Source organism: Dyella sp. 01N36 (genome assembly GCF_056399745.1).
The window spans coordinates 1-2,161 of record NZ_JBFTRY010000328.1 but is presented as its reverse complement, the minus strand read 5'-3'; the positions used below and the strand labels follow the sequence as shown (position 1 = coordinate 2,161).

General features: G+C 64.9%; 3 protein-coding genes. All 3 read left to right on the top strand.

What is annotated here, in order from left to right; translation table 11 throughout:
* The coding region (locus AC1DMG_RS21735) for an aspartate-semialdehyde dehydrogenase (protein ID WP_477181113.1) at nucleotides 1-971 on the top strand (971 nt) is incomplete at its 5' end.
* Nucleotides 971-1,261, top strand: a complete 291-nt coding sequence (locus tag AC1DMG_RS21730) for a hypothetical protein (protein ID WP_441603472.1) — start codon at nucleotides 971-973, stop codon at nucleotides 1,259-1,261. The genes AC1DMG_RS21735 and AC1DMG_RS21730, both read left to right, overlap by 1 nt.
* A 182-nt stretch (nucleotides 1,262-1,443) precedes the next feature.
* The coding region (locus AC1DMG_RS21725; protein ID WP_477181112.1) for a type IV pilus assembly protein FimV at nucleotides 1,444-2,161 on the top strand (718 nt) is incomplete at its 3' end.

Sequence of the window (2,161 nt, the reverse complement as noted above, 5' to 3'; positions counted from 1 at the left end):
AGACCCTGCTGGCGATCCTGGCCGAGCGCGAATTTCCCATCAGCGAACTGGTCCCTCTGGCCAGCGAGCGCTCCGCCGGTGAGAAAATCAGCTTCGACGGCAAACAGGTCACCGTGCGCAACCTTGCCGACTACGATTTCGACGGCGTCGATATCGCCTTCTTCTCGGCTGGTGGTTCGGTGAGCCGCGAGCACGCGCCGCGCGCCGCTGCCGCGGGCGCCGTGGTGATCGACAACACCTCCGAATACCGCTACCAGGACGATATCCCGCTGGTGGTGAGCGAAGTGAACCCGCACGCCATCGCCGAGTACACCACGCGCGGCATCATCGCCAATCCCAATTGCTCGACCATGCAGATGCTGGTGGCGCTGGCGCCGATCCATCGCGCCGTGGGCATCGAGCGCATCAATGTGGCGACCTACCAGTCGGTATCCGGCGCCGGTCGCAGCGGCATGGAAGAACTGGGCAAGCAGACCTCCGCGCTGCTCAGCTTCCAGGAAGTGGAAACCAGGAAATTCCCCAAGCAGATCGCCTTCAACGTGATCCCGCACATCGACGACTTCCAGCCCAACGGCTACACCAAGGAAGAAATGAAGATGGTGTGGGAGACGCGCAAGATCCTCGAAGACCGCACCATCCAGGTGAACCCCACCGCGGTGCGCGTGCCGGTGTTCTACGGCCATGCCGAGGCGGTGCACATCGAGACGCGCGAGAAGATCAGCGCCGAGCAGGCGCGCGCACTGCTGGAAAGCGCCGACGGCGTGGTGGTGATGGACGAGCGCAAAGCCGGTGGCTATCCCACGCCGGTGGGTGATGCCGCCGGGCAGGACCCGGTGTTCGTCGGCCGCATCCGCGAGGACATCTCGCACGAGCGCGGCCTGGACCTGTGGATTGTCGCGGACAACATCCGCAAGGGTGCGGCGCTCAACGCCGTTCAAATCGCAGAACTTCTGATCGAGGACTATCTGTAATGAAGCATGTGCTGACCGGGTTGGTGATGTGCGCTCTGGTATCCGTGGTACCCGCTCGGGCGGCACAGCCGTCAACCTCGCCGGCCGCACAGGCCGCCGATCAGAAACAGTTGGATCAGGCCATCGAGAAGCAGCAGGCCGCGCTCAAGCAGCTGCAGGGCGACGTGGCGCGTGAAGAAAGCAAGTCTCACGACACCGATGCCAAGCTCAAGCAGCAGGATCAGACCATTGCCGAGCTCCAGGCCCAGCTGAAGGCCGCGAAGGCGGCACCCCCGTCCACCGGGCATTGAGGGCAGGCGGCGACCCCCGGGTCACCGTTTTACGAGAACAAGCACCTGCAAAGTGCTGTAAATACTGATCAACGCTATTGTTGATTGGCTTGTATCTAACTAAAGTGACGCCTCGTTGCAGGCGCTGCCGTTTTTCGGCATGCGGATAAGAAAACGTCACGGGGTCGTTCGGGGGAAACACGATGAATCGTTCGTTGAAGCTGTCGATGCTGCTGGCGCTTGCCCTCGGCAGCAGCCAGGCAGCCGCGCTGGAACTGGGTCAGATCCAAGTGAAATCCGCCCTCGGGCAGCCGCTGCTGGCCGAAATTCCGCTCAATCCCGCCAACGCGGCCGAGCTGGAGAATCTCACGGCCCGGCTGGCTTCCTCCGAGGATGCGGCCCAGGCCGGCGTCGCGGCCGGTCCCACGGTTCCCCTTTCCTTCGCGGTGGTGGATGGCGCCAACGGCAAGAAGGTGATCCGCATCACCAGCGCCGCCCCCGTCAATGACCCCTATCTCGACCTGCTGGTCGAGGTGAACAACGCCTCGGGCAAGAGCCTGCGCGAGTTCACCATCCTGCTCGACCCGCCGGGCAGCGCTGTCAGCAGCGTGCCGGCAACGCGCGCGCCGACCCAGTCCACCGGCAAATCGTCCCGCCGCGCCACGGCGAGCCCGCCGGCCGCGACCAGCACCGAATCCACCGCCGCCGCTCCCGCGCCGGCCGCAGAACCCAAGCCGGCCAAGCCCGCGCCGACGCCGCGCGTGGCCGCCAATGGCACGTTCACGGTGGAGCGCGGCCAGACGCTGTCCGCCATCGCCCACGAGACCGCGCCGCAGGGCGTGGACATGAACCAGATGCTGGTGGCCCTGAAGACGGCCAATCCCGACGCCTTCTATCGCGACAACATCAACGCCCTGAAGA